The following is a 23,335-nucleotide window of genomic DNA, read 5'->3' as shown; positions in this document are numbered from 1 at the left end:
TTCTGCCAAGGGCATGGCTGGTTGGCTACGTTCGGGAGGGATAACCGCTGAAAGCATCTAAGCGGGAAGCCTGCTTCGAGATGAGGACTCCCACCTCCTAGAGAGGGTAAGGCTCCCAGTAGACGACTGGGTTGATAGGCCGGATATGGAAGCACGGTAACGTGTGGAGTTGACCGGTACTAATAGGCCGAGGGCTTGTCCTCAGTTGCTCGCGTCCACTGTGTTGGTTCTGAGACAACGACCGTTGTCGGCTTTGAGCAGAACAGACAATAGAAGAGTGTGCTTGTTCGCTCGAAACCATTAGGGTTTCGGTGGTCATAGCGTAGGGGAAACGCCCGGTTACATTCCGAACCCGGAAGCTAAGCCTTACAGCGCCGATGGTACTGCAGGGGGGACCCTGTGGGAGAGTAGGACGCCGCCGAACAATCTTTGGAAGGACCCCTGGTCACCAGCGTTCAGCTGGGGCCAGGGGTCCTTTTTTATTTATGCTTGCGGTACCGAAGACAGGAGTCACCGATGTCCACCAACTCTCCCGACGACCGACCGGAGCGCGACCAGCGGCGACGGGACAGTGGTGACCGGCCGAACCGTGCTGACCGTGGCGGCCAGCGGGGCGGTCCGCGTGGCGGTCAGCGCCGGGGCGATGACCGCGACCGTGGATTCCGTGGCAGCGGAGAGCGTCCTCCCTTCCGTCGCGACGACCGGGATCGTGACCGGGAACGGGACCGTGACAGGGACCGGGGTGGCGACCGTGACCGTGGGTTCCGCCGCGACGACCGTGCCGGTGGCCGGCCGGAGCGCGGTGGCTTCCGCGGACGTGATGACAACCGCGGGGGCTACCGCGGACGTGACGACCGCAGGGACGACCGCAGGGACGATCGTCGCGAAGGCGACCGGGACCGTGGCGGGTTCCGTCGGGACGACAGTCGTGGTGGTGACCGGGAGCGTGGTGGCTACCGCCGCGACGACAACCGTGGTGACCGGGGCGGTTTCCGGGGCCGTGACGACCGGGGCGACCGTGGTGGCTTCCGGCGCGACGACCGTGGTGACCGTGACGACCGCGGCGGGTTCCGTCGGGACGACCGGCGCGAAGGCGACCCGGACCGTGGCGGCTACCGCAGCCGTGACGACCGTGGTGATCGCGGGGACCGTGGCGGGTTCCGTCGGGACGACAGTCGTGGTGGTGACCGGGACCGTGGTGGCTTCCGGCGTGATGACCGTGGTGATCGCGGGGACCGTGGCGGGTTCCGGCGTGACGACCGGGGTGACCGGGACCGTGGCGGGTTCCGTCGGGACGACGGTCGTGGTGGTGACCGGGACCGTGGTGGCTACCGCCGCGACGACCGTGGCGGGTTCCGCAGGGACGACAGCCGGGGTGGCTACCGCGGCCGGGACGACCGGGGACGCGGTCCTCGCCGGGACGACCGCGGTGGACGCCCCGGCGGTTTCCGAGGCCGTGACGACCGGCACGGCGGCGGGCGCTTCCGTGACGAGCGTGACCGGGACCGCGACCGCGAGCCCATCAAGCGGCTGCCGATCCCCGAGGACGTCACGGGCGAGGAGATCGACAAGGACGTACGGCAGGAGCTGCAGAGCCTGCCCAAGACGCTCGCGGAGGACGTCGCCAAGAACCTGGTGATGGTCGCCCGGCTGATCGACGAGGACCCCGAGGGCGCCTACGGTTACTCCCGGGTCGCCCTGCGCCTGGCGTCCCGCGTCGCGGCCGTCCGGGAGGCAGCCGGGTTCGCCGCGTACGCCAACCAGAAGTACTCCGAGGCGCTCGCCGAGTTCCGGGCCGCGCGGCGGATGACCGGGACCGCGGAGCTGTGGCCGCTCATGGCCGACTGCGAGCGCGGGCTCGGGCGGCCGGAGAAGGCGCTGGACATGGCCGGGGCGCCCGAGGTGCAGAAGCTGGACAAGGCCGGCCAGGTCGAGATGCGGCTCGTCGCGGCCGGTGCCCGGCGTGACCTGGGGCAGCTCGACGCGGCGATCGTGACGCTGCAGAGCTCCGAGCTGGCGTCCCACTCCGTGCAGCCGTGGACCGCGCGGCTGCGCTACGCGTACGCGGACGCGCTGCTCGCGGCCGGCCGGAACGGTGAGGCACGCGAGTGGTTCGCCAAGGCCGTCGAGGCCGACCGGGACGGCAGCACCGACGCCTCCGACCGGCTGGCCGAGCTGGACGGCGTGGAGTTCATGGACGCCCTCGCCGAGGACCAGGCCGACGACGTCCTGAACGAGGACGCCCAGGACGCCGAGGACGCCGCGGACGACAAGGACTGACGTCCCGGGCGCGGAAGCGGCATCAAGGGGCGGGTCTCTTCGGAGGCCCGCCCCTTCGTCACAGATCGAGCGCCCGCAGCACCAGACCCGAGGCCGGCTTCGGGCCGAAGGACGTCGACTTGCGCGGCATCATGACACCCTGACGCGCCAGGTCGCGGACGACGTCCTCGTGCACCGGGTGCATGAGCACGCCCGTCCCGCCGTCGCGTTCCGCCTTTTCGACCGTGGCGGCCGTGTCGTGGATGTACGCGATGTGTGCGGGGGCGTCCGGGACACGCCAGACGTGGTCGAGGAGCGTGGCGTGCAGCACCGTCGCGTCCAGGGTGCGCCAGGCCACCGGGCGATCGACGGGGACCGTGCGCGCCAGCAGCTCGGGATCCGGCCGGTCGACGAGGTGGAAGGCGCCGTCCCCGGCGAGGAGGAAGGCGTTGCCCTCCGCGGCCGCTTCGGCCAAGGCGTCCATCGCCTCGGGCAGCGGCACCTCGAGTCGGCGGACGCGGAAGAGGCCGTCGAGCGCGGCCACGGCGTCCGCGACCGGCACAGCGTGCAGCAGCCGGTGGATGGCGCGCACCCGCAGGGGATGGCGGGCGGTGTCGACGAGGAGCACCAGGCCGTGGTCCCAGGGACCGGGGGAGGGGTGCTCCGCCCGGAGGCGGCGGTAGGTCGCCCAACGGTGGTGGCCGTCGGCGATGAGCGCCTGGTGCCCGGCGAGTTCCTTCTGGACGGCGGCCAGTTCGGCGGGGTCGGTGACGGACCACAGCCGGTGGTGGAAACCGTCCTCCGTGGTGGTCGCGAGGAGGGGCGGGCGCGCGGCCGTGCGTTCGATCAGGCCGGCCGTGACGGTCGCCCCGCCGTCGCTGCCGTCGCCCCGGTACGTGAGCAGCAGAGGCTCCAGGTTCGCGGAGGTGGCCCGCATCAGGTCCGCGCGGTCGGCGACGATGTGCGGCATGACGTCCTCGTGGGGCAGCACCATCTGCTCGTCGGGGTCGGAGACCCGCAGGACGCCGATGATGCCGCGCTGCACCATGCCCTCGCCGTCGCGCTGCTCGTAGACGTACAGGCCCGGTTCGGGGTCGGCGGTCAGGACGCCCTCCGCGCGCCAGCGCCGGAGCGTCTCGGCCGCCTGGGCGTTGCGGGCCTCGGGCGTGGCGGCCTCGGGCAGGATCAGCCGGACGATGTTGTGGGGGTCGGCGGACTGGAGGTGGTGCAGGCCGTCGGGGCGGACGACGACGTCGTACGGCGGGGATGTCACGGCGGCCAGGCTGCCGACCCGGTCGGGGTCGTAACGGAGGCCGCGGAACGGGGTGAGTTCCAGGCCCCGGGGCGCCTTTGCTTCCGAGTGACCTGCAGTGTTCATCCCGGCATCGTACGGGGGCCGGTGGCATGGGGGATGATCGGGGGGAAAGCCGTCGAACGAGGAGCGATGCGGAATGAGCCGGAGCGTCAGGACGAGGCCCGAGGGCAGTGGGCGGGCCCTGAACGAGGCGTACGACACGGCGCTGCTCGACCTCGACGGTGTGGTGTACGCGGGCGGGAGCGCCATTGTCCACGCGGTGGAATCGCTCGCCACGGCCCGCGAGGGCGGCATGCACCTCGCCTACGTGACGAACAACGCGCTGCGCACCGCGGACGCCGTGGCCGCGCACCTGACCGAGCTGGGGATACCGGCGGCGGCCGGTGACATCATCACGTCCGCCCAGGCGGTGGCGCGGCTGATCAGTGAGCAGGTGCCGCCGGGCTCGCGGGTGCTGGTGATCGGAGGCGAGGGGCTGCGGGTGGCGCTGCGCGAACGCGGCCTGGTGCCGGTGGACTCGGCGGACGACGAGCCGGTGGCGGTCGTGCAGGGCTACGGCGGTCCCGAACTGCCGTGGGGGAGGTTCGCGGAGGCGTCGTACGCGGTCGCCCGCGGGGTGCCGTGGTTCGCGTCCAACACCGACCTGACGATCCCCAGTGGCCGGGGCATCGCGCCGGGCAACGGCGCGGCGGTGGAGGTCGTGCGGATCGCCACGGGGGCCGAGCCGCAGGTGGCGGGCAAGCCGCTGCCGCCGATGCACCGGGAGACGATCCTGCGGACGGGCGCGGAGCGGCCGCTGGTCGTGGGCGACCGGCTGGACACGGACATCGAGGGCGCGTTCAACGGCGAGGTCGACTCGCTGCTGGTGCTGACCGGGGTGACGGACGGCGCGCTGCTCCTCGGCGCACCGCCGCAGCACCGGCCGACATATGTGGACGCCGACCTGCGCGGGCTGCTCACCGGACAGCCCGAGGTCGTCGCAGCGGGCGACGGGTTCCGGTGCGGTGGCTGGACGGCGACGGCCGGAGCCGCGGCGCTGGAGCTCGACGGGGAAGGAAACGCGACGGACGGGCTGCGGGCGTTGTGCGCGGCTGCGTGGACGGCGGCCGGTGACGGTGCGTGCGAGCTGGACGGCGGGAAGGCGCTGGCACGGCTGGGATGGTGAAACCCCACGTCGGCGGGGGCCGGACCTGCGGATCATGATCGATTGGGAGGGTAGGCTAACCTAACTGCGTGTTGGTCGAGAGTCCCCCCGAACAGCGCGCGGAGAGTGCCCCCGCGCCCCCGAGCCGCCGGGCGATACGCGTCCTCGGGCTGCTGGTCTCCGTCGTGGTGCTGGTGCTCGTGGCGCTGGCCAGTATCGCGGTCGGGGCGAAGGAGCTGTCCCTGGAACAGGTGTGGCACGGTCTGTTCGGCGCTTCGGGCACCTACGGTGACGTCGTCGTGGCCGACAGGCTGTCACGAACCGTGCTGGGACTGCTCGCAGGCGCCGCGCTCGGGCTGGCGGGAGCGGTGCTCCAGGCGCTGACCCGCAACCCGCTGGCCGACCCCGGACTGCTCGGCATCAACGCGGGCGCGTCGGCGGCGGTCGTCACCGCCATCACCTTCTTCGGCGTCACCTCGCTGTCCGGGTACGTGTGGTTCGCGTTCCTGGGCGCGGCGGGGGTCGGCGCGCTGGTGTGGTTCCTCGGCGGCAGCAGGGGCGCGACCCCGGTGCGGCTCGTGCTCGCCGGTACGGCCATCAGCGCGGCGCTCTACGGCTATCTGCAGGCCGTCATGATCCTGGACGACGCGGCGCTCGGCCGGATGCGGTTCTGGACGGTGGGTTCGCTGGCCTCCGGCAGTGACGCTGCGATCAAGCAGGTGGTGCCGTTCCTGCTGGCCGGTTCCCTGCTGGCGCTGGCGCTCGCCCGGCCGCTGAACGCCATGGCGATGGGTGACGACACCGCCAAGGCGCTCGGCGCGAACCTGAACCGCACCCGGGCGCTGTCCATGCTGGCCGCGACCGTGCTGTGCGGGGCCGCGACCGCCGCCTGCGGGCCGATCATGTTCGTCGGTCTGATGGTGCCGCACCTCGTGCGCTCCTTCACCGGGCCGGATCTGCGCTGGATCCTGCCGTACGCGGCCGTCCTGTCGCCGGTGCTGCTGCTGGGCGCCGATGTGATCGGCCGGATCGTGGCCCGGCCCGCCGAGGTGCAGGTCGGGATCGTCACCGCGATCCTCGGCGGCCCGGTCTTCATCTTTCTCGTACGACGGCGGAGGACGGCCCAGCTGTGAAGACCAACCGCGCGGTGCGGACCCCCGGCGGCCTGTCGTTCCGGCTGGAGGTGCGCGCCTTCACCGTCGTCGTCCTGCTGCTGGCCGTGGCGCTGGCCGCGAGTGTCGTGCTGATCGGCACCGGCGACTTCCCGATGTCCGCCGCCGATGTGCTCAGGACGCTGGTGGGGGAGGGCGACGCCGGTCAGGAGTTCATCGTCAACGAGCTGCGGCTGCCCCGGGTCCTGGTCGGGCTGCTGGTCGGCGCCTCGCTCGGGCTCGGGGGCGCGCTGTTCCAGTCCGTCTCCCGTAATCCGCTGGGCAGCCCCGACGTCCTCGGCCTCGGCCAGGGGGCGACGGCCGGCGCGCTCACGGTGATCGTGCTGTTCTCCGGCACCGCCAACCAGGTCGCGCTCGGGGCGCTCACCGGCGGACTGGTGACCGGGTTCGCCATCTACGTACTCGCCTGGAAGCGGGGCGTCCACGGCTACCGTCTGGTCCTGGTGGGCATCGGTGTCGCCGCGATCGTCACGGCCGTCAACGGCTATCTGCTCACCAAGTCCGACATCGTCGACGCCGCCCGCGCCGTCGTCTGGATGACCGGATCCCTGGCCGGCCGTGACTGGGACCAGGTCTGGCCGCTGCTCGCCCTGTGCGCCGTCCTCGTACCGCTGGTCCTCGCCCATTCCGGGGCGCTCAGGACGATGGAGATGGGTGACGACGTCTCGTACGCCCTCGGCGTGCGCGTCGAGCGCGTACGGCTGCTGCTGATGCTGTCGGCCGTGCTGCTCACCGCGTCCGCGACCGCGGCCGCCGGACCGGTCAGCTTCGTCGCGCTCACCGCCCCGCAGCTCGCCCGGCGGCTGACCCGTGCGCCGGGGCCGAACCTGGTGGCGGCGATGTGCATGGGCGCCGCCCTCCTCGTCGGTGCCGACTGGGTCTCGCAGCGGGCGTTCGGCGCCGACCAGCTGCCCGTCGGCGTGGTCACCGGCGTGCTCGGCGGTGTCTATCTGCTGTGGCTGCTGGTCACCGAGCGCAGGGCGGGCCGGATATGAGCGCCGGCCGTACCGACACCAGCGGGCCGAACCACCGAAGGAGCACCGTGAACCGACTGTCCGCCGAGAACGTCACCCTGGCCTACGACCAGCGGGTCATCGCCGAACAGCTGTCGGTGGAGATACCGGACAACTCCTTCACCGTGATCGTCGGACCCAACGCCTGCGGCAAGTCGACCCTGCTGCGGGCCCTGTCACGGATGCTCAAGCCCACCGAGGGACGGGTCCTGCTCGACGGCCAGGTCATCCAGTCGATGCCCGCGAAGAAGGTCGCCCGCACCCTGGGACTGCTGCCCCAGTCCTCCATCGCGCCCGACGGCATCACGGTCGGCGACCTGGTGGGCCGCGGCCGCTACCCGCACCAGGGCCTGCTGCGCCAGTGGTCCGCCGAGGACGAACGCGTCGTGCAGGAGTCGATGGCCCGCACCGGCGTCGCCGAGCTGGCGGAACGCTACGTCGACGAGCTCTCCGGCGGTCAGCGCCAGCGTGTGTGGATCGCCATGGCGCTGGCCCAGCAGACCCCGCTGCTGCTGCTCGACGAGCCGACCACCTACCTGGACATCCAGCACCAGATCGACGTCCTGGACCTGTGCGCGGACCTGCACGAGGAGCACGGGCGCACGCTCGTCGCCGTCCTGCACGACCTCAACCACGCCGCGCGGTACGCCACCCATCTCATCGCCCTGCGCGAGGGCAGTGTCATCGCCCAGGGCGCGCCGAAGGACATCGTCACCGCGGGACTGGTGGAGGAGGTCTTCGGGCTGCGCTGCCAGGTCATCGACGACCCCGAGACGGGCACCCCGCTCGTGGTGCCGGCCGCCCGCACGGCGCGGGCCAAGGGCCGGGCGGAGAAGACGGGCGCCGCGCGGGCCTCCTGAGCGTCACAGCAGCTTTCTGAGGTGGAACAGGTCGCGCAGCCCCGCCTCCAGCCGCACCCGGCCCGAACCCCAGGCCTTGGCGAAGTGCAGCTCGCCGTCGACCAGGGCCACCAGGTCGTCACCCGTCATGGCGAGCCGTATCTGCGCCTTCTCGCGCGGCGGGCCGGGCAGCGTGTCGCGCACCTCGATCCGGCCGCCGGTGAGCCGGCCGACGAAGGTCACCTCCAGGTCGGTGATGTGACAGCTGACGGAGCGGTCCATCGCCGCGGCCGCGCGGACGTCCCCCTCGGTGCTCCGCATGCTGTCCGAAAGCTTGTCGAGTGCGGCACGGCACTCCTCGATCGTGGCCATCGCGGACGACGGTACCGCAGCCGTTCGCGGTAGCGTCGGGGCATGAACGACGCAGTGCCGCAGGCCGAGGCCCCGGAGCCGGGCATCGAGGGACCGGATCACGCCGGACCCGTGCCGTCCGGCGACGGCCCCGCCGCCCCCGCACCCCTGGGCGTGCCGCGCACCCCGACCGGGCACCCCGAGGTGGACGCCCACGTGGAGCGGCTGGCCGATGCCGACCACCTCACCACCGACGGCCATCTCGAGGTGTACGAGGATGTACACCGGGGGCTGCGCGACGCGCTCACCGCGCTCGACGCCCGCCCGGGACCTCCGGGGCCTGCGGGTCCCCCGTCGGCACACGTACACAGGAGCTGAACCGAACGTGGCAGGAGTCGCACGCCGCCGTCTCGACGCGGAGCTGGTCCGCCGTAAGCTCGCGCGCTCGCGCGAGCACGCCGGACAGCTGATCGCCGCCGGCCGGGTCAGTGTCGGCAAGACGGTCGCGACCAAGTCCGCCACGCAGGTGGAGACGGCCGCCGCGATCGTCGTCGCCGAGGACGCCGGTGACCCGGACTACGTCTCGCGCGGCGGGCACAAGCTGGCCGGCGCCCTCGACGCCTTCGTACCGCACGGACTGGTCGTCGAGGGGCGGCGGGCGCTCGACGCCGGAGCCTCCACCGGCGGCTTCACCGACGTGCTGCTGCGGGCCGGGGCCGCGCACGTCGTCGCCGTGGACGTCGGATACGGACAACTTGCCTGGAGTCTGCGCAACGATGAACGCGTCACCGTCAAGGACCGTACGAACGTACGGGAGTTGACGCTCGAGGTCATCGATGGGGAGCCTGTGGATCTTGTCGTGGGGGATCTGTCCTTCATCCCGCTCGGACTGGTGCTGCCCGCCCTGCAAAGGTGCGTGAAGCCGGACGCCGACCTGGTGATGATGGTGAAACCGCAGTTCGAGGTGGGCAAGGAGCGGCTGGGCAGCGGCGGAGTGGTCCGCAGCCCGCAACTGCGTGCGGAGGCCGTGCGGGGGGTGGCCGAGAAGGCCTGGGAGCTGGGGCTCGGGGCGCAGGGTGTGACGGCCAGTCCGCTGCCCGGGCCCTCGGGGAACGTCGAATACTTCCTGTGGCTGCGGGCCGGGGCTCCGGAACTGGACCCGGCCGATGTTGACCGTGCTGTGGCGGAGGGGCCGCGTTGACACAGAACCGAGCTCGTACTGTTTTCCTGCTGGCCCACACCGGGCGGCCCGCGGCCATCCGCAGCGCCGAGCTCGTGGTCAGAGGGCTGCTGCGCAGCGGCCTCGGCGTGCGGGTCCTGGAGGACGAGGCGCGCGACCTGCCGCTGCCGGACGACGTGGAGACCGTCAAGGAGGCCACGCCGCAGTGCCTGGACGACTGCGAGCTGCTGATCGTGCTGGGCGGTGACGGCACGCTGCTGCGCGGCGCCGAGTTCGCCCGTGCCTCCGGGGTGCCCATGCTCGGCGTCAACCTCGGGCGGGTCGGCTTCCTCGCCGAGGCCGAGCGGGACGATCTCGACAAGGTTGTCGACCGGGTGGTGAGCCGGGCGTACGAGGTCGAGGAACGGATGACCGTCGACGTCGTGGTGCACCGCAACGGCGACATCGTGCACACGGACTGGGCGCTGAACGAGGCGGCCGTGCAGAAGGTGTCCGCCGAGCGGATGCTGGAGGTCGTGCTGGAGATCGACGGCCGGCCGGTCACCGGGTTCGGCTGCGACGGGATCGTCTGCGCGACCCCGACCGGGTCCACCGCGTACGCCTTCTCCGCCGGCGGGCCCGTTGTGTGGCCCGAGGTCGAGGCGCTGCTGATGGTGCCGATCAGTGCGCACGCGCTGTTCGCCAAGCCGTTGGTGACCTCGCCGGACTCGGTGCTGGCGGTGGAGGTGCTGCCGCACATCCCTCCGGGGGTGCTGTGGTGCGACGGGCGGCGCACGGTCGAGTTGCCGGCGGGCGCGCGGGTGGAGGTGCGGCGGGGGGCGGTGCCGGTGCGGTTGGCAAGGTTGCACCATGCGTCCTTCACCGACCGGTTGGTCGCGAAGTTCGCGCTGCCCGTGTCCGGGTGGCGGGGGGCGCCGCACTAGACCTCGCGGTCTCGATGGGGTGGTTCCGGGTCTCGGCGGGTGCGGGCCGTATGTGGTTGTTCGCGCAGTTCCCCGCGCCCCTGGGGAACTGCTCCTCCGTGGGCGGCAGGCGTGGGCCGGTCGCACTCCCGGGCCTCGACCTCGTAAGGTCTAGTTCGTGTTGGAGGAGATGCGGATACGGTCGCTCGGTGTCATCGACGACGCTGTTGTCGAGCTGTCGCCCGGCTTCACCGCCGTCACCGGTGAGACGGGCGCGGGCAAGACCATGGTGGTCACCAGCCTGGGCCTGCTGCTGGGCGGACGCGCGGATGCGGCCCTGGTGCGGATCGGCGCGCGGAACGCGGTCGTCGAGGGACGGATCGCCGTGCCCGAGGGCACCGCGGCGGTCGTGCGCGCCGAGGAGGCCGGGGCCGAGCTCGACGAAGGGACGCTGCTGGTCAGCCGTACCGTCTCCGCCGAGGGGCGCTCACGGGCGCACCTGGGCGGGCGGAGCGTGCCGGTGGGGCTGCTCGCGGAGCTCGCCGACGACCTCGTGGCCGTGCACGGGCAGACGGACCAGCAGGGGCTGCTGAAACTGTCCCGGCAGCGGCAGGCGCTCGACCGGTACGCCGGGTACGCGGTCGCCGTGCCGCTCGGCAAGTACGGCGAGGCGTACAAGCGGCTGCGCGCCGTCACCACGGAGCTGGAGGAGATCACCACGCGCGCGCGTGAGCGGGCGCAGGAGGCCGACCTGCTGCGTTTCGGGCTCGAGGAGATCGCCGCAGTGGAACCCCGCGCGGGCGAGGACGTGGAGCTGGCGGAGGAGGCCGAGCGGCTCGGGCACGCCGAGGCGCTGGCCTCCGCCGCGGCGGTCGCGCACGCCGCGCTGGCCGGGAATCCGGAGGATCCCGAGGGCGTGGACGCCGGGACGCTCGTCGCGGGCGCCCAGCGGGCCCTGGAGGCCGTGCGGGCGCACGATCCCGCGCTGGCCGCCCTGACCGACCGGATCGGGGAGATCGGCATCCTGCTGCGGGACGTCGCCGGGGAACTGGCGGGATACGCCGACGACCTCGACTCCGATCCGCTGCGGCTGGCAGCGGTCGAGGAGCGGCGGGCCGCGCTCACCGGGCTGGTCCGCAAGTACGGCGAGGACGTCTCCGCCGTACTGGCGTGGGCCGAGCGCAGCGCCGCGCGGCTGACCGAACTGGACGGCGACGACGAGCGGATCGGTGAGCTCACCGCCGAGCGTGACGCGCTCCGCGCCGAACTGGGCGTCCTGGCCCAGGAGCTGACCGACGCGCGGACGGAGGCGGCGGAGCGGTTCGCGGCGGCCGTGACCGCGGAGCTGGCCTCGCTCGCGATGCCGCACGCGCGCGTGTCGTTCGACATCCGGCAGACCGAGGACCCGGAGGGCGTCGAGGTGGGCGGCCGGACGGTCGCCTACGGGCCGTCGGGCGCGGACGAGGTCGAGCTGCTGCTGGCCCCGCACCCGGGAGCGCCGCCCCGGCCCATCGCCAAGGGGGCGTCCGGCGGTGAGCTGTCGCGGGTGATGCTGGCCGTGGAGGTCGTGTTCGCGGGAACGGACCCGGTGCCCACCTACCTCTTCGACGAGGTCGACGCCGGTGTGGGCGGCAAGGCGGCGGTGGAGATCGGACGGCGGCTCGCGCGGCTGGCGAAGACGGCGCAGGTCGTGGTCGTCACGCATCTGCCGCAGGTGGCCGCGTTCGCCGACCGGCAGCTGCTGGTGGAGAAGACCAACGACGGATCGGTCACCCGGTCCGGTGTGAAGGTGCTCGAGGGCGAGGACCGTGTCCGGGAGCTGTCCCGGATGCTCGCCGGGCAGGAGGACTCGGAGACGGCCCGGGCGCACGCGGAGGAACTGCTGGCCACGGCACGGGCGGACGTGTAGGCGCCGCTCCGTGCCGATGCCGCCGCTCGGTGCCGGTGCCGGTGGGGTCCCCGGCGTCCGACCGGCTGTGGCGTGCTCCGGAGTCGCGCCCTGCCCCGGCCCGCGAGGCGGAACGGGCGCGGGGGCGCATGGGCGAGCGATCCGGGGACACGGGCGTACACGCACGGGGCCCGAGGGCCGCGGTGACGGGCGCCTGTGTCACTCGTCCGGGTGATCCGGAGGCATGGGTGGACCGGTGATACTGCTCCGGTGGTTCCCGGAACGGGTGTGCGCCCTGGCATGCTTGACGCAGTACGCGTAGGGAACCGCGCGGTACACCCCTCCGCACGGTCCTTCTGTACGTTCTTCGTGACCGTCCGACCCGAACCAGGAGCCCGGCCACGTGACCCCCGTGAGCAGCCACTCATCGATGCGCACCGTGCAGGTGCTGGGCGGTGGCAACGCCGCCAGCGGCGCCCATGTGCGCTCGCTGGCCGCGGGGCTCGTGGCACGGGGCGTGCGGGTCACGGTGTGCGCCCCTGTAGAGGCGGATCACGCCTACGGCTTCACCGGTGTCGGCGCCGAGCACGTGCATGTGCCGCGCAGCAGCGACCCGGGTTCGGTGGCCGCGCTGCGGGCCGCCTGCACGGGCGCCGACCTGGTGCACGCGCACGGGCTGCACGCCTCGTTCCGTACCGTGCTCGCCCTCAGCGGACGGCGTACCCCGCTCATCGTCACCTGGCACGACCGGGCGCACGCCGACGGTCCGCGCGCACACTTCCTGCGCGTGCTGGAGCGACGCGTCGTCAAGGCGGCCACCGTGGTGCTCGGCACGACCTCCGCCCTCGTGGACCGCGCGCGCCGCACGGGAGCGCGGGACGCGCGGCTGGCCGCCGTCTCGCTCCCCGGCCCCCGCACTTCCCCCGAACCGGACGACCCCGACCGGCTGCGGTCCAAGGTAAGGGCCGAACTCGGCGCCATCGGGCGCCCGTTGCTCATCGCCGTCGGCTCCCTCGAACGGCACCGGGGCTACGACGTCCTGCTGGACGCCGCCCACGCGTGGCGGCGTCTCGACCCCGTTCCGCTGGTGGTGCTCGCGGGGGAGGGGCCGCTGCGCGACGAACTCCGGCGCAGGATCGAGGACGAGGAGCTGCCCGTCCGGCTCGTCGGCCGGCGCGAGGACGCCGCCGATCTGCTCGCCGCCGCCGACATCGCACTGCTGCCGAGCCGGTGGGAAGCGCGCTCCCCGCTCGCCCAGGAAGCGCTTCACGCGCGCGTGCCGCTCGTCGCGACCCGCGTGGGCGGCATCCCCGAACTCGTCGGCGACGCCGCCGAACTCGTCCCGTACGGCAACGCCCGGGCGCTCGCCGACGCCGTCGTACGGCTGCTGGACGACCCGGGGCGACGGGAGCTGCTCCGGGAACGGGGCGTGCGGCAGGCGGCCACCTGGCCGACCGAGGACGAGACGGTCGCCCAGGTGCTCAGTGTGTACGACGAGTTGACGCGGCCCCGGCCGTTGGTCTGACCCCGGTCCGCGCGGTCAGGGCACGTGCCGTCGTGCCCGCAGGGCGAGGCTCAACGCCAGGACGGTCTGGGGGTCGTCGAGGTCGGTGCCCAGCAACTCACCGATGCGCGCGAGCCGGTTGTAGAGCGTCTGCCGGTTCAGATGCAGTTCGCGGGCCGTCTCCGCCTTGCGTCCGGCGTGCGCCAGATAGGTCTCCAGGGTGGGCAGCAACGGCGGTCTGGAGCGGCGGTCGTGGTCGAGGACCGGGCCGATCGCGCGGTCCACGAACGCCGCCAGGTCCGGGTGGTCGCGCAGCCGCCACAGCAGCAGGTCGATGTCCAGCCGGCGGGCGTCGTACCAGGGACGACCGGGCAGTCCCTGCGCCGCGGTGGCCGTCTCCGCCGCGTGCCGCAGCCCCGTGGACGCCGCCGCCCAGCCGCCGGCCGGTCCGACCACCACGACGGGCGGCCCGCCACCCGGCCGCACCATCCCCGCGCGCTCCACCCCGGCCCGCAGCGCGGCCGCCCCCCGGTCCGCGACCGCCGGCCGGTCCGCCTCGGCGCGCAGCCCGAGCAGCAGCACGACCCGCCCCTCGACGGGCCGCACGCCGAGCAGCACGGGCACCCCGAGCGAGGCCAGTTCCTCGCCCACCGCACGGGCCAGCACCGCCCAGCCGCCCCCCTGCGGGGACAGCGCGTCGCCGAGCCGCATCACCACCGGGAGCAGCGGCCCGCCGCCGGGCTTGAAGCCCAGTACACGCGCCTGCGCGGGTGCGTCCTGAGCGCTGACACGGCCCTCGGCGAGGTCGGTGAGGAAGTCCCCCCCGCCGCGCGCCGCCAGCTCCTCCTCCTGACGCGCCTGCATCAGCACCACCGCGAGGATGCCCGCGGCGCGCTCGGCCGCCATCCGGTGCACCGGCTCCGGCGTGCTGCGGACCGGCAGCAGCACCAGCCGCGCCCGTACCCCGCCGCTGCCGGGGCCGCCGCCGGGCACGTCCACCAGCGCCGAACCGGCCGGGGGGTCGTCGTCCTGGTGCCGGTCGCGCAGCCCTTCCCACACCTGGAGCGGGTCCGCGCCCTCGGGGCCCTCCCCGGCCGCGTAGAGCAGCTGTCCGTCGGTCGTCTCCAGGAACACCGGGTTGCCGGTGAACCCGGCGAGGATCTCCAGGACCTGGGGGACCCCGCCGCCGCCCAGCAGCGCCTCGGTGCAGCGGCGGTGCACCTCCTCCGCGCGTTGCAGCAGCGCATAGTGCCCGTTGACGATCTCGGTGTGGATCTCCTCGGTGACCGTCACGAACGGCACCTCGCGGTGCAGCTGGACCAGCGGCAGGCCCGCCGTCCGGGCCGCGTCGACGAGGGCGGCGGGCAGCCGGGTGAAACGCGGTCCCAGCTCCACCACGAGCGCCGCGATGCCCCGCTCGGCCAGCGCCCGCACGAACACCCGCTGGTCGGCGGGGCGGGCGCCGAGACCGTACCCGGTGGTCAGCAGCAGTTCGCCGCCCTTGAGCAGCGAGGCGATGTTCGGCACCTCGCCCGCGTGCACCCAGCGCACCGAGCGCCCCAGCCGGTCGGCGCACGCCACGACCTCCGGCAGCCCACTGCGCAGCCCGGGCAGCTCCAGCGCCCGCCGCACGGTGATCCCGGCACCCCGGGTCTCGTATCCGCTGTCCATACCCGGACGCTACCTGCGCGGATGCCCCCGGTACATCCGCGCCCCGGGGGTTGGCGCGGTGGCGGTCGGGTAGGGGCGCCGCCATGAAGATCAGTGTGGTGGCGGCGGCACGTGAGGACGACAGCCCCGTCGACGAGCCGTTGCGGATCGCGGCGGCCGCCGACCGGCTGGGGTACGGAGAGGTGTGGCTCGGTGAGGGGCCGACGTGGGACGCCTTCGTGCTGGCCACCGCCGTCGGGCGGGCCACCGGGAGGGTCGCGCTGACGGCCGGGCCGGTGGCCGTGTCGGTGCGGGACGCGTACAGCCTCGCCCGGGGAGCGGCCTCGACGGCCGCGGTCACCGGCCGTCCGGTGGGCGTGGCGCTGGGCACCTCCAGCAAGCGGGTCGTCGAGGGCGTGCACGACCGCCCCCGGGTCCGCCCCGCGGCCCGGATGGAGGAGACGGCCGCCGCGCTGCGGGTGCTGCTGCACGGGCAGCCCGGCGAGCCGGTCGTGCCCGGCAGCGGATTCCGGCGCCGGCAGCGGCCGCCCGGCGGTCCGCTCACGGTGGCGGCGTTCGGCGAACGGGCGATCGCCACGGCCGCCGCGCACGCCGACCGGATGCTCCTCGACGTCGTCTCCCCGGAGCAGGTCCGTGTGCTGCGCGCGAAGATGCTGGCCGCGGCCGAGCGGGCCGGCCGCACCCCGCCGAGGCTGGCCGCCTGGGTGCCCGCCGCGGTGAATCCCGACCCGGCTTCCCTGACCCAGGTCCTGCGCAGCCTCGTCGGCTACCTCACCGTGCCCGGCTACCGGGAGATGTTCGCCGCGGCCGGTTTCGCGGAGGCGGTCGACCTGGCCCGTACCGGCGCCGGTGCCGAGGCACTCCTGCGCCTCCTGCCGGCCGAGGCCGCGGCCACGGTCGGCCTGATCGGCGCCCCCGACGCCGTCCGGGCCCGGATGGACGACTACGCCGCCGCGGGACTGGACGAGATCGCGCTGGTCCCGGCCACGGCGGGCGACCCGGGCGGCGAGCGGACGCTGACGGCGCTCGCAACCCGGTAGGCCCTGTCATCACCGTGCCGTCGTCCGCCCGGAGAGTGGGCCGCGCACCCCGGGCAGCCGCGGCTCAGCCTCCGTACGCCCCCGAGGCGGTCAGGCGCAGGGCCGTGTCGATCAGCGGCACGTGGCTGAAGGCCTGGGGGAAGTTGCCGACCTGGCGCTTCAGATGCGGGTCCCACTCCTCCGCGAGGAGACCGAGGTCGTTGCGCAGGGCGAGCAGCTTCTCGAAGAGCTTCCTCGCCTCGTCCACCCGGCCGATCATCGCCAGGTCGTCGGCCATCCAGAACGAGCAGGCGAGGAACGCGCCCTCGTCGCCCGGCAGGCCGTCGACGCCCTCGTGCTGCCCCTCGGTCGGGTAGCGCAGGATGAAACCGTCGGAGGTCGACAGCTCGCGCTGGATCGCCTCGATGGTGCCGATCACGCGCTTGTCGTCCGGCGGCAGGAAGCCCATCTGCGGGATCAGCAGCAGGGAGGCGTCCAGCTCCTTGGAGCCGTAGGACTGGGTGAAAGTGTTGCGTTCCTTGTCGTAGCCCTTCTCGCACACGTCCCGGTGGATGTCGTCGCGCAACTGCTTCCACTCGTCCAGCGGACCGTCGGCGTCGCCGGACTCGATCAGCTTGATGGTGCGGTCGACGGCGACCCATGCCATCACCTTGGAGTGCACGAAGTGGCGGCGCGGGCCGCGCACCTCCCAGATGCCCTCGTCCGGCTCCTGCCAGTGCTTCTCCAGGTACCGGATCAGCTTCAGCTGGAGCAGCGAGGCGTAGTCGTTGCGGGCCAGGCCCGTCATGTGGGCGAGGTGCAGGGCCTCGGTGACCTCGCCGTACACATCGAGCTGGAGCTGGTGCGCGGCGCCGTTGCCCACCCGGACCGGGGCGGAGCCCTCATAGCCGGGCAGCCAGTCCAGCTCCGCCTCGCCGAGCTCGCGTTCACCGGCGATGCCGTACATGATCTGCAGGTTCTCCGGGTCGCCCGCCACCGCGCGGAGCAGCCACTCGCGCCAGGCGCGGGCCTCCTCGCGGTAGCCGGTGCGCAGCAGCGAGGACAGGGTGATCGCCGCGTCCCGCAGCCAGGTGTAGCGGTAGTCCCAGTTGCGGACGCCGCCGATGTCCTCCGGCAGGGAGGTGGTGGGCGCGGCGACGATGCCGCCGGTCGGCGCGTAGGTGAGGGCCTTCAGCGTGATCAGGGAGCGGATCACGGCCTCGCGGTAGGGGCCGTGGTACGTACAGTGCTCGACCCACTCCCGCCAGAAGTCCTCCGTCGCCTCCAGCGACTGCTCCGGCTCCGGCAGCCCGGGGGGCTGCTTGTGCGACGGCTCCCAGGAGATGGTGAACGCGATGCGCTCACCCGGCGCGACGGTGAAGTCCGAGTACGTGGTCAGCGCCTCGCCGTAGGTCTGCGCGGAGGTGTCGAACCACACGGAGTCCGGGCCGGCGACGGCGACGGTGCGCCCCTCGTGCCGGTGCACCCACGGGACGATCCTGCCGTAGGAGAACCGCATCCGGAGCGTCGAGCGCATGGGCACGCGGCCCGAGACGCCCTCCACGATGCGGATCAGCTGCGGGGCTCCGTCGCGCGGGGGCATGAAATCCGTCACCCGGACCGTGCCGCGCGGGGTGTCCCACTCCGACTCCAGGATCAGTGAGTCGCCGCGGTAGCCGCGCCGGGTCGCGGCGGGCGGTTCGGCGTCGGCGGCGTGCGCGGGGCCCAGCCGCCAGAAGCCGTGTTCCTCGGTGCCCAGCAGGCCGGCGAAGATGGCGTGCGAGTCGAAGCGGGGCAGGCAGAGCCAGTCCACCGTGCCGTCCCGGCAGACCAGCGCGGCGGTCTGCATGTCTCCGATGAGTGCGTAGTCTTCGATGCGCCCGGCCACGTGCATCTCCAGTCGAACGGCCACGTCACCCCTCAAGGGGGTTGTCGCTGGTGCGGTCAAGGGTTCTTGCAATGCGTCGTTGAGCTGTGAAGCAAAGCAGTCGCTCAGCCGTGAATGCAAAGCGCCAATTGTTGCTCAACGAACTGACGAGCTCACGTTGTTCCGGGACTTACGGGCGGGGGTGGTGCCGTTCGGCCGGCCGGGCTCGGCAGCGAGTGTCCGAGCAGGATACGACGCACGTAGATGATCTGTGTGCCGCTCGGGGCAACGCGGGTCCGCCGAACGAGTGAGCAAGGGGTGAGGGTCCGGTGTGCGGTGCATATCCTGTGCCCACGCGTGCGCGGAGCGTGGCCGTGAGCCATCGCCGCGCGGCGCTGATACGCTGGTAGCCCGTGGACCGGTGGGCGAGAAACCCCGGAACCGCACCCACAGACCGCGACCACGGGAGCCCCCCTTTGGCCATGCCGCCCGCTGCTTTTCGGAACAGCACAGCTTCGACGACCAAGCACATCTTCGTCACCGGGGGTGTCGCCTCCTCTCTCGGTAAGGGTCTGACGGCCTCCAGCCTCGGCATGCTGCTCAAGGCCCGCGGTCTGCGCGTCGTGATGCAGAAGCTGGACCCGTATCTCAACGTCGACCCGGGCACGATGAACCCCTTCCAGCACGGTGAGGTGTTCGTCACCAACGACGGCGCAGAGACCGACCTGGACATCGGACACTACGAGCGCTTCCTCGACCGTGACCTGGACGGCTCCGCCAATGTCACTACGGGCCAGGTCTACTCGACCGTGATCGCCAAGGAGCGGCGCGGCGAGTACCTGGGCGACACCGTGCAGGTCATTCCGCACATCACCAACGAGATCAAGCACCGGATCCGCCGGATGGCGACCGACGAGGTCGACGTGGTGATCACCGAGGTCGGCGGCACGGTCGGCGACATCGAGTCGCTGCCGTTCCTGGAGACCGTACGGCAGGTGCGGCACGAGGTCGGCCGCGACAACGTCTTCGTGGTCCATATCTCTCTCCTGCCCTACATCGGCCCCTCGGGTGAGCTGAAGACGAAGCCGACCCAGCACTCGGTTGCGGCACTGCGCAACATCGGTATCCAGCCGGACGCGATCGTGCTGCGCTGCGACCGCGAGGTGCCCACCGCCATCAAGCGGAAGATCTCGCTGATGTGCGACGTCGACGAGGCCGCCGTGGTCGCCTGCCCCGACGCCCGCTCGATCTACGACATCCCCAAGACCGTGCACGGCGAAGGCCTGGACGCCTACGTGGTCCGCAAGCTGGACCTGCCCTTCCGCGACGTGGACTGGACGACCTGGGACGACCTGCTCGACCGGGTCCACAACCCGGACCACGAGATCACCCTGGCCCTGGTCGGCAAGTACATCGACCTGCCCGACGCCTATCTCTCGGTCACCGAGGCGCTGCGCGCGGGCGGTTTCGCCAACAAGGCCCGCGTGAAGATCAAGTGGGTCACGTCGGACGACTGCAAGACCCCGGCCGGCGCCCAGGCGCAGCTCGGTGACGTCGACGGCATCTGCATCCCGGGCGGCTTCGGCGACCGCGGGGTGCTCGGCAAGGTCGGCGCGATCAAGTACGCCCGCGAGAACCGGATCCCGCTGCTCGGCCTCTGCCTCGGGCTGCAGTGCATCGTGATCGAGGCCGCGCGCAGCCTGGCGGACATCTCCGACGCCAACTCCACCGAGTTCGACCCGGCCACCTCCCACCCGGTCATCTCCACCATGGCCGAGCAGCTGGACATCGTCGCCGGTGAGGGCGACATGGGTGGCACCATGCGGCTCGGCATGTACCCGGCCAAGCTGGCCGAGGGATCGATCGTGCGCGAGGTGTACGACGGCAAGGAGTACGTCGAGGAGCGGCACCGGCACCGCTACGAGGTGAACAACGCCTACCGCGCGGAGCTCGAGAAGAAGGCGGGCATCGTCTTCTCCGGCACCTCCCCGGACGGCAAGCTCGTGGAGTACGTCGAGTACCCGCGCGAGGTCCACCCGTACCTGGTCGCGACCCAGGCGCACCCGGAGCTGCGCTCGCGTCCGACCCGTCCGCACCCGCTCTTCGCGGGCCTGGTGAAGGCCTCGGTCGAACGGAAGATCTCGAAGTAACACACCCAGTTGTACGGTTGCCGGGGTGCGAACCTTCAAAGGTGGCGCACCCCGGCTGCTTTTTCACGCAGGGCACGCGCACGACCGCCGGACGTCGGGAAGGACAGGCATGACGATCAAGGACACCCCGGAAGAGTGGGAGATCCGCCGGACCGCGACCCCGTTCGTGGGCAACAAGACCTCCGTCCGCACGGACGACGTCGTGATGCCCGGCGGCACCGTGGTCCACCGCGACTACCAGGTACACCCCGGGTCCGTGGCCGTCCTCGCCCTCGACGACGCCGACCGGGTCGTGGTGCTGCGCCAGTACCGGCACCCGGTGCGCCAGAAGCTGTGGGAGATCCCGGCCGGCCTGCTCGACGTCGTCGGTGAGAACCCGCTGCACGCCGCGCAGCGGGAGCTGTACGAGGAGGCGCACGTCAAGGCGGAGGACTGGCGGGTGCTGACCGACGTCTACACCACGCCCGGCGGCTGCGACGAGGCCGTACGGATCTTTCTCGCGCGGGGGCTGTCGGAGGCCGAGGGCGACCGGTTCGAGGTCGAGGACGAGGAAGCGGACATGGAGCTGGCCCGGGTCCCCGTCGCGGAGCTGGTGCGCGGGGTGCTGGCCGGCGAGCTGCACAACAACTGTCTGGTGGTGGGCGTCCTTTCACTCGTCGCCGCGCGGACCGGTGACGGCCTGGACGCGCTGCGCCCGGCGCAGGCACCGTGGCCGGCGCGGCCGTTCGAGGTGTGACGCCGACGGCGGCGTCGCGTCGCGCCGTCCACCCTCCCGCACCCCGTTGACCGGCACCGCTGAGCCATTGGTCTGACGATCTGTTGATCCGATCGAGGGAGTCTCGCCCCCGGCGCCGCGCTCCTCACGGAACGTCGCAGAGCGTGAACTAGGCTTCGAAAAACGCCCGATCCGGAAGACCCGGCGGGCCGGCGCGTGCGGTGGGACGGGAGTGTGGCCCGTGACGGATCAGGCGGTGGACCCGGACGGTGTGCGGCCCCCTCGGGACGCTGCCCCGGAAGGCCGATTCCTGGGCCGTACCAGGGAGTTGAAGGAGCTGCGCGCCGACATCGAGCGCGCGGGGCTGGACACCCTCTCCGGCCGCAAGGCACCCCGCGCGCGCGTGCTGCTCGTCGCGGGCCGGCCCGGCTCCGGCCGGACGGCCCTCGCCGAGGAGCTCGTCCGCCAGGTCGCCGACCGCTACCCCGGCGGGGTACTGCGCACGCGCCTGAGCGAACCCGACGGCACGCGCGTGCCCGTCGGGCGCGCCGCGCGCGAGCTGCTCGGCGCACTGGAGGAGCCCGCCCCCGCCGGAGCCCCCGAGGACGATCTCACCGAGGCGCTGCGCACCGCCCTGGCCGGCCGCCGGGCGCTGCTCCTGCTGGACGACGCGGCCGACGCCGAGCAGGTCGACGCACTGCTTCCGGACAACCCGGACTGCCTGGCCGTCACCGTCTCCCCGGGGCCCCTCACCGGCATCGCCGACGTCCGCCCCTGCACCCTCGGCGGCCTCGACACCAAGTCCGGGGTGGAGCTGCTGTCCCGGTTCACCGGATCGGTGCGCATCACCGTCGACCCCCGGGCCGCCGAACGGCTCACCGAGCAGTGCCAGGGCCAGCCGGCCGCCCTGGTGCTCGCCGGGGGCTGGCTCGCCGCCCGCCCCCAGGCCGCCGTCGCCGACCTCGCCAAGCAGCTGCACACGAACACCGGCCGGGGCACCGTCGTCGGCCGTGTCGCCCGGCTGGTGCACGACTCCCTGCCCGCGGCCGCCGCCCGGATGCTGCGCCTGCTCGCCCTCGCCCCGGGGGGCCTGACCGACCCGCACACCGCCGCCGCGCTGGCCGGCTGCTCCGTGGAGGCCGCCGGCACCACCCTCGACGGCTTCGCGGCCCACGGGCTGCTGCACTCGGTGGGCACCGCCCTGCCGCAGTACCGCGTGCCCTGCTGTCTGCACCCCGTGCTGCACGACCTCGCCCAGGCCCACGAGCGGCCCGGCGAGCTCCAGCTGGCCCGCGCCCGCATGCTGGAGCGGACCGTACGGCTGCTCCAGTCGTGCAGGGCGATCACCGAGACCGACAGCCCCCAGGCCCACGAGAAGCTCCTCGGCATGCCGCGCGCCCTGCGCTTTCCCAGCCCCCGGGCCGCCGCGGACTGGCTGCGCCTGCGCCGGCCCGCCCTCCTGGCCGCCGCCCGGCTCGCGGTCGCCGACGGGGAGTTGGACACCCTGGCCCGGCGGCTGATGTCCCAGCTGGTGCGCGCCCTGGTCGCCCACTTCGGTACCCAGGCCGCCGCGAGCGACCTGTACGACATCCACGGACTGGTCCTCGACGTCGCCGAGCGCCGGGGACTGCCCCGGGAGCGGGCCGCCGCCCTGCTGAACCTCGGCGACCTCGACGCCCACACCGGCCGTACGGCGGACGCCCTGGCGCGCTACCGGGCCGCGCTGGACGCGGGACGCGAGGCGAACGACCCGTACGCGACCGGCCGCGCGATGGAATCCGTAGGCGGCGCGCATCTCGAGCTCGGGGACTACGACCGGGCCGCGGACTGGTTCGGCCGGGCCCTGACCGAGCGGCTCGCCCGGGGCGAGCGCCCGGAGGCCGCCCGGCTCTACGGGCGGATCGGCGCCGCCCACACCTACGCCGGCCGCTACGGCGAGGCGCTGCGCAACTGGCGCGCGGCGGTCGCCGGGCACCGCAGGAACGGGGACGTCGCCGCACAGGCGCGGGCCCTGAGCGAACTGGCCCGGGTGCAGGAGTACGCGGGCCGGCTCGACGAGTCGCTGCGCACCTGCAGGGAGGCCGTGGAGTGGGCGCGGCGGGCCGAGGACACCCGTCTGCAGGCCGCGCTGCACCTGCGGCTCGCCGACTCCTTCGAGCACCTCGGCGACCCCGCGTCGGCCGCGCTGCACCGGGGAGCGGCCGAGCGGATGCTCGCCGAGGAGGCCCCGGACGACGACTCCGAAGCGGAACATGACGATAACGCCTGCGAAATCCGTAGCGCATCCGCTGAAGATTGATGCAATGGAAGGCTAGACAGCGGGAACGCCTTCATTAGACTGGCTCT

General features: G+C 72.9%; 19 protein-coding genes and 2 rRNA genes. 16 read left to right on the top strand and 5 right to left on the bottom strand.

Translation table 11 applies throughout. The annotated features are described in order from the left end of the window. A 23S ribosomal RNA gene (locus tag ACZ44S_RS08600) occupies positions 1-203 on the top strand; the annotation flags it as partial. A 104-nt stretch (positions 204-307) separates the two neighbouring features. Beyond that, positions 308-424: ribosomal RNA gene (gene rrf / locus ACZ44S_RS08595) — 5S ribosomal RNA — on the top strand. A gap of 86 nt (positions 425-510) precedes the next feature. Here rrf and ACZ44S_RS08590 read toward each other — a convergent pair. Then, complete coding sequence (locus ACZ44S_RS08590) at positions 511-1,470, bottom strand: hypothetical protein (protein ID WP_466925992.1); 960 nt, start codon at positions 1,468-1,470, stop codon at positions 511-513. 60 nt (positions 1,471-1,530) lie between these two features. Between ACZ44S_RS08590 and ACZ44S_RS08585 the strand changes: the two genes are divergently transcribed. Further along, the gene (locus ACZ44S_RS08585) at positions 1,531-2,280 is read left to right on the top strand and encodes a tetratricopeptide repeat protein (RefSeq protein WP_466925989.1); all 750 of its coding nucleotides are present in this window, start codon (positions 1,531-1,533) and stop codon (positions 2,278-2,280) included. 58 nt (positions 2,281-2,338) lie between these two features. Here the strand turns inward: ACZ44S_RS08585 and ACZ44S_RS08580 are convergent, their stop codons facing one another. Then, the gene (locus tag ACZ44S_RS08580; protein WP_466925950.1) at positions 2,339-3,637 is read right to left on the bottom strand and encodes a DUF1015 family protein; all 1,299 of its coding nucleotides are present in this window, start codon (positions 3,635-3,637) and stop codon (positions 2,339-2,341) included. A gap of 73 nt (positions 3,638-3,710) precedes the next feature. Between ACZ44S_RS08580 and ACZ44S_RS08575 the strand changes: the two genes are divergently transcribed. From ACZ44S_RS08575 to ACZ44S_RS08560, 4 genes are all read left to right on the top strand, one after another. Beyond that, positions 3,711-4,739 (top strand): HAD hydrolase-like protein, encoded by a 1,029-nt coding sequence (locus ACZ44S_RS08575; protein ID WP_466925947.1) that lies wholly within the window; start codon positions 3,711-3,713, stop codon positions 4,737-4,739. Between the two features lie 68 nt (positions 4,740-4,807). Beyond that, a complete protein-coding gene (locus tag ACZ44S_RS08570) occupies positions 4,808-5,851 on the top strand; it encodes a FecCD family ABC transporter permease (RefSeq protein ID WP_466925945.1) in 1,044 nt (347 codons plus the stop codon). Continuing rightward, positions 5,848-6,885 (top strand): FecCD family ABC transporter permease, encoded by a 1,038-nt coding sequence (locus ACZ44S_RS08565; protein ID WP_466925942.1) that lies wholly within the window; start codon positions 5,848-5,850, stop codon positions 6,883-6,885. The genes ACZ44S_RS08570 and ACZ44S_RS08565 overlap by 4 nt, the downstream gene beginning before the upstream one ends. Then, positions 6,882-7,763, top strand: a complete 882-nt coding sequence (locus tag ACZ44S_RS08560) for an ABC transporter ATP-binding protein (RefSeq protein ID WP_466925940.1) — start codon at positions 6,882-6,884, stop codon at positions 7,761-7,763. The genes ACZ44S_RS08565 and ACZ44S_RS08560 overlap by 4 nt, the downstream gene beginning before the upstream one ends. Positions 7,764-7,766: 3 nt before the next feature. Here ACZ44S_RS08560 and ACZ44S_RS08555 read toward each other — a convergent pair whose 3' ends face one another. Beyond that, the gene (locus tag ACZ44S_RS08555) at positions 7,767-8,114 is read right to left on the bottom strand and encodes a sterol-binding protein (protein ID WP_466925937.1); all 348 of its coding nucleotides are present in this window, start codon (positions 8,112-8,114) and stop codon (positions 7,767-7,769) included. Between the two features lie 42 nt (positions 8,115-8,156). Between ACZ44S_RS08555 and ACZ44S_RS08550 the strand changes: the two genes are divergently transcribed. The 5 genes from ACZ44S_RS08550 to ACZ44S_RS08530 all read left to right on the top strand — a co-directional run bounded on the left by ACZ44S_RS08550 (position 8,157) and on the right by ACZ44S_RS08530 (position 13,588). Beyond that, positions 8,157-8,471: a hypothetical protein gene (locus ACZ44S_RS08550; protein ID WP_466925935.1), complete on the top strand. Its 315-nt coding sequence runs from the start codon at positions 8,157-8,159 to the stop codon at positions 8,469-8,471. A 7-nt stretch (positions 8,472-8,478) separates the two neighbouring features. Continuing rightward, complete coding sequence (locus ACZ44S_RS08545) at positions 8,479-9,294, top strand: TlyA family RNA methyltransferase (RefSeq protein WP_466925932.1); 816 nt, start codon at positions 8,479-8,481, stop codon at positions 9,292-9,294. Then, a complete protein-coding gene (locus tag ACZ44S_RS08540) occupies positions 9,291-10,196 on the top strand; it encodes an NAD kinase (protein WP_190167279.1) in 906 nt (301 codons plus the stop codon). Before ACZ44S_RS08545 ends, ACZ44S_RS08540 begins: the two co-directional genes overlap by 4 nt. A gap of 169 nt (positions 10,197-10,365) precedes the next feature. Further along, entirely contained in the window at positions 10,366-12,084 is a 1,719-nt protein-coding gene (gene recN / locus ACZ44S_RS08535) for a DNA repair protein RecN (protein ID WP_466925987.1), read from the top strand. A 382-nt stretch (positions 12,085-12,466) separates the two neighbouring features. After that, the gene (locus ACZ44S_RS08530; protein ID WP_466925929.1) at positions 12,467-13,588 is read left to right on the top strand and encodes a glycosyltransferase family 4 protein; all 1,122 of its coding nucleotides are present in this window, start codon (positions 12,467-12,469) and stop codon (positions 13,586-13,588) included. 15 nt (positions 13,589-13,603) lie between these two features. Here ACZ44S_RS08530 and ACZ44S_RS08525 read toward each other — a convergent pair whose 3' ends face one another. Then, the gene (locus ACZ44S_RS08525) at positions 13,604-15,238 is read right to left on the bottom strand and encodes a PucR family transcriptional regulator (RefSeq protein WP_466925927.1); all 1,635 of its coding nucleotides are present in this window, start codon (positions 15,236-15,238) and stop codon (positions 13,604-13,606) included. Positions 15,239-15,321: 83 nt separating this feature from the next. Between ACZ44S_RS08525 and ACZ44S_RS08520 the strand changes: the two genes are divergently transcribed. Then, the gene (locus ACZ44S_RS08520) at positions 15,322-16,278 is read left to right on the top strand and encodes an LLM class F420-dependent oxidoreductase (RefSeq protein WP_466925924.1); all 957 of its coding nucleotides are present in this window, start codon (positions 15,322-15,324) and stop codon (positions 16,276-16,278) included. A 64-nt stretch (positions 16,279-16,342) separates the two neighbouring features. Here the strand turns inward: ACZ44S_RS08520 and ACZ44S_RS08515 are convergent, their stop codons facing one another. Then, positions 16,343-18,145, bottom strand: coding sequence for a glycoside hydrolase family 15 protein (locus tag ACZ44S_RS08515; RefSeq protein WP_466925984.1), 1,803 nt, complete (start codon positions 18,143-18,145; stop codon positions 16,343-16,345). Between the two features lie 461 nt (positions 18,146-18,606). Between ACZ44S_RS08515 and ACZ44S_RS08510 the strand changes: the two genes are divergently transcribed. The 3 genes from ACZ44S_RS08510 to ACZ44S_RS08500 all read left to right on the top strand — a co-directional run bounded on the left by ACZ44S_RS08510 (position 18,607) and on the right by ACZ44S_RS08500 (position 23,288). Continuing rightward, on the top strand, positions 18,607-20,274 hold the full coding sequence (locus ACZ44S_RS08510; RefSeq protein ID WP_190167290.1) for a CTP synthase: 1,668 nt from the start codon (positions 18,607-18,609) through the stop codon (positions 20,272-20,274). 109 nt (positions 20,275-20,383) lie between these two features. Then, the gene (locus tag ACZ44S_RS08505; protein ID WP_466925922.1) at positions 20,384-21,010 is read left to right on the top strand and encodes an NUDIX domain-containing protein; all 627 of its coding nucleotides are present in this window, start codon (positions 20,384-20,386) and stop codon (positions 21,008-21,010) included. Between the two features lie 220 nt (positions 21,011-21,230). Next, a complete protein-coding gene (locus ACZ44S_RS08500; RefSeq protein WP_466925919.1) occupies positions 21,231-23,288 on the top strand; it encodes a tetratricopeptide repeat protein in 2,058 nt (685 codons plus the stop codon). The last annotated feature ends 47 nt before the right edge of the window (positions 23,289-23,335 follow it).

It is taken from the genome of Streptomyces malachitofuscus, from assembly GCF_055571035.1.
The sequence above is the reverse complement of the archived record's forward strand: the minus strand, read 5'-3'. Positions and strand labels throughout refer to the sequence as shown.

What these genes read in the sequence shown, in the direction of transcription:
- ACZ44S_RS08510 (WP_190167290.1), top strand. Translation starts at nt 18,607, where the DNA reads ATGCCGCCCGCTGCTTTTCGGAACAGCACAGCTTCGACGACCAAGCAC.
- ACZ44S_RS08580 (WP_466925950.1), bottom strand. Translation starts at nt 3,637, where the DNA reads ATGAACACTGCAGGTCACTCGGAAGCAAAGGCGCCCCGGGGCCTGGAA.
- ACZ44S_RS08555 (WP_466925937.1), bottom strand. Translation starts at nt 8,114, where the DNA reads ATGGCCACGATCGAGGAGTGCCGTGCCGCACTCGACAAGCTTTCGGAC.
- ACZ44S_RS08525 (WP_466925927.1), bottom strand. Translation starts at nt 15,238, where the DNA reads ATGGACAGCGGATACGAGACCCGGGGTGCCGGGATCACCGTGCGGCGG.
- ACZ44S_RS08575 (WP_466925947.1), top strand. Translation starts at nt 3,711, where the DNA reads ATGAGCCGGAGCGTCAGGACGAGGCCCGAGGGCAGTGGGCGGGCCCTG.
- ACZ44S_RS08505 (WP_466925922.1), top strand. Translation starts at nt 20,384, where the DNA reads ATGACGATCAAGGACACCCCGGAAGAGTGGGAGATCCGCCGGACCGCG.
- ACZ44S_RS08520 (WP_466925924.1), top strand. Translation starts at nt 15,322, where the DNA reads ATGAAGATCAGTGTGGTGGCGGCGGCACGTGAGGACGACAGCCCCGTC.
- ACZ44S_RS08560 (WP_466925940.1), top strand. Translation starts at nt 6,882, where the DNA reads ATGAGCGCCGGCCGTACCGACACCAGCGGGCCGAACCACCGAAGGAGC.
- recN (WP_466925987.1), top strand. Translation starts at nt 10,366, where the DNA reads ATGCGGATACGGTCGCTCGGTGTCATCGACGACGCTGTTGTCGAGCTG.
- ACZ44S_RS08550 (WP_466925935.1), top strand. Translation starts at nt 8,157, where the DNA reads ATGAACGACGCAGTGCCGCAGGCCGAGGCCCCGGAGCCGGGCATCGAG.